The following is a 2,355-nucleotide window of genomic DNA, read 5'->3' on the forward strand; positions in this document are numbered from 1 at the left end:
TGGAGCAGTCGCCATGACCGTAGAAAGATAGAATATTTTTTTATAGTCTTGCCAAACAAGAGAAAGCTGCTTTTTATCAAACATTCTGCTGCTTTTTTATTTTGGGGAGTTCTGTTTTAAGGCGATATCGCGTTCATTCAGCACGCATTTCAGTTCCTTTTTCACGCGACAATAAAGCCTCGCACGCTTGATAAACAGGTAGTAAATGACAACGATTGGCGCCCATATTAAAACACCTAAGAGCGTAAAACACAGGAAAGAAATGGCTATTAATGTTATAAGACTACTCGTCATTTTGTCCCCCTTCCACATTCTGCATACGCATTGCCTGATCGCGTTGTTGTATCGCTTCTTCCAATTGTGGAAGTATTTTGTTCAATTTTCTCGTTAATTTTATACACATGATCCCAATGATCGGAAAAAAGAGAAGAACCCCTAACCATATAAGGCTCAACAGCTGCATGATAAAGGCAACACTATCATTTTTCCACCATACAAAATTTGCGATAGAGAAAGCAGATTGGAAAACAGAAAAGAGAATAAGGATAAAAAGGATTATTTTACATTCTTTTGAATAAAAAGGCAGAGATTCTTTGAAGTTAAGAAAGCGCATTGTCGCATCAAGGGTCTTATGGGCGAGATTGTGTCTCTTCATTTCTCCCAGATCATTGCGCAATTGTTGTATGGCTTGCTTTTGTTGCGTCGTACTCTTTTTCAAGCCTTGAGCGAGTTTAAAAGATAACCTGATATATTTGATCAACAGGTAAGGAAGCCTAACCATAACCATAACCATTAAAATGGCAATGATAATGAACCCTAAAAAAGCCAAATGCTGCATCATAATGCTCCCTTTTTTTCCCTATCGCATTGATGTGAAATCATCATTTTTATTTTCTTCTCAAGCAAATGTTTCTAATTCCTTTACTGTTTCTTGCACGCCATACTGAAGGAGACTATGGAGAATTAAAATGACAGGTAAAGAAACAACAATACATGTCCAGACCCAAAACAGCAGTCGCATGACAAAATCAATAATGTGAAGCACTATCATAGGCACGTAATTGTGCAAAAAAACCGCAGATTTTGGAAGAAAAGCTGAAAAAACGACAACACCTGTGCTAAGTGCAACCATAACGAAGGCGATAGAAAAGATCATAAAATAATCTTTTTTTGAGAGAAGCAAAGATTCTTGAAAAGAAAAGGCACGCAACTGTGTTGCAAGAACTGTATTCTGTCCCCTACCCTCTGCCTGATTATGCCTCAAATTCTGCGCTGCACCCTTTTTTAATTTTCGCTGCGTCACCAATAACAAGATTGTCCGTTTTATCAAAGAATAATAAAGTGCAACGATTGTCACCACGGTAGAAAGGAATACCATAAAAATTGCAGAACAAATAAAAATTACCGTCCCTACGGCAATCAACATTCCAATGATTAAAGAAGCGCTCACTTTTCCCCCTATTGTCTTCTGTTAAGAGATTGGTTGTCTAGCTGTTTCTGCTCTGGTAAGTTTTCCCATTGTAGCATCATTTCCTTCACATCCCGTTTAAATACGGCGTTAAAGACAAAAAAGAGCGGAAACAACCCAAAAAGAACGCCAAAAATTATTTGCGGCAAGAGACATAAAAAAGCCCAAACACTATTCCACCCCGCATCAAGAACATGCTGAATTATAGGATTTTGGAATGGGTGTTTAAGACTTTCCTGAAAACTTTCTTGTTTCATTTTTCCCAGTGCTTGGAACTGTTCCTTGGATATAACGTGAAAAAATTCCAAAGGGCTCATATAGGCAGACGCGGAAAAAAGCACCAACAAGAGGATAGCCAAACAACAAATGATGATATAATCGCCTGTTGAAAGCATCATCCATTTTTTGAAAGTTGCCGATTGATCCAACACTGGCTGCGATACAAAAGCCTTATCTCCCTTATGGGCAGATTGGTGTTGTGATTTATCTTCGATCATACGGATACTCCCCCACTTCTAAAATTCCCACTCTTCAATATTTGATAGCACGCCACCAGCGCGGTAAATTCGCTTAGCACCCTTCTCAGAGTAATGCAAGTACTATAAATCCCCTCTACGTATTTTGTTTATTTGCCCTATACGCGCTTATACATGAAGCACTATACGTGAGGCGCTTACAAGCCACCCCCCTCCTTTTCCCAAGGTGGTGCCCCCATCTTGAAAGCCAAGCACGCGGCCAAGATCAACCTCAGTCCCAGATCAACCTCATTCATTGCCTCATCGAAAACTTCCTCAAGTACACGACACGCCCTACGCTTACCTCTTCCTCAAGAAATTTCAATCCCTTTGCCTTAAAATCCACCCCTTTGCCTCAATGCCTCGTTGTCA

3 protein-coding genes are annotated in these 2,355 nt (G+C 39.7%); all 3 read right to left on the reverse strand.

Translation table 11 applies throughout. The features are described 5' to 3' along the window. Positions 1 to 283: 283 nt before the first annotated feature. The 3 genes from ACFINK_RS09175 to ACFINK_RS09185 are packed head-to-tail and all read right to left on the reverse strand — an operon-like array spanning position 284 to position 1,965. Complete coding sequence (locus ACFINK_RS09175) at positions 284 to 841, reverse strand: hypothetical protein (RefSeq protein WP_375638886.1); 558 nt, start codon at positions 839 to 841, stop codon at positions 284 to 286. A 57-nt stretch (positions 842 to 898) separates the two neighbouring features. Continuing rightward, complete coding sequence (locus ACFINK_RS09180; protein ID WP_375611614.1) at positions 899 to 1,450, reverse strand: hypothetical protein; 552 nt, start codon at positions 1,448 to 1,450, stop codon at positions 899 to 901. Between the two features lie 8 nt (positions 1,451 to 1,458). Then, positions 1,459 to 1,965 (reverse strand): hypothetical protein, encoded by a 507-nt coding sequence (locus tag ACFINK_RS09185; RefSeq protein WP_375611613.1) that lies wholly within the window; start codon positions 1,963 to 1,965, stop codon positions 1,459 to 1,461. Positions 1,966 to 2,355: the final 390 nt, after the last annotated feature.

The organism is Bartonella sp. AA16NXGY (assembly GCF_042197325.1).
In the GTDB taxonomy this organism is placed as follows: domain Bacteria; phylum Pseudomonadota; class Alphaproteobacteria; order Rhizobiales; family Rhizobiaceae; genus Bartonella.